Source organism: Bittarella massiliensis (ex Durand et al. 2017) (assembly GCF_017566145.1).
Lineage (GTDB): Bacteria > Bacillota > Clostridia > Oscillospirales > Ruminococcaceae > Bittarella > Bittarella massiliensis_A.
Genome location: NZ_JABFCL010000106.1, coordinates 1 through 259 on the forward strand (window position 1 = coordinate 1; position 259 = coordinate 259).

Consider the following 259-nt stretch of genomic DNA (forward strand, 5'->3'; position numbering starts at 1 on the left):
CGACAACGCGATCGATCTCTATATCGGGGACGAGTACATGGATGTATTGGCGGACGGCGCTTGGGAAAAGATATTCAAGGTGAAACCGGATGTCTTTACAGCAGAGGAGAAGAGAGCATGGCTGGATCAGATGACAGACGTGACGCTGGGAAGCGACGCATTCTTCCCGTTCGGGGACAATATTGAGCGTGCACATAAGAGCGGTGTGAAGTATATTGCACAGCCGGGTGGATCTGTGCGGGATGACAATGTTATTGAG

The 259-nt window shown here is 51.4% G+C and carries 1 pseudogene; it reads left to right on the forward strand.

The window, feature by feature from the left end:
- Positions 1-259, forward strand: a pseudogene (locus HJY11_RS13645) (phosphoribosylaminoimidazolecarboxamide formyltransferase); the annotation flags it as partial.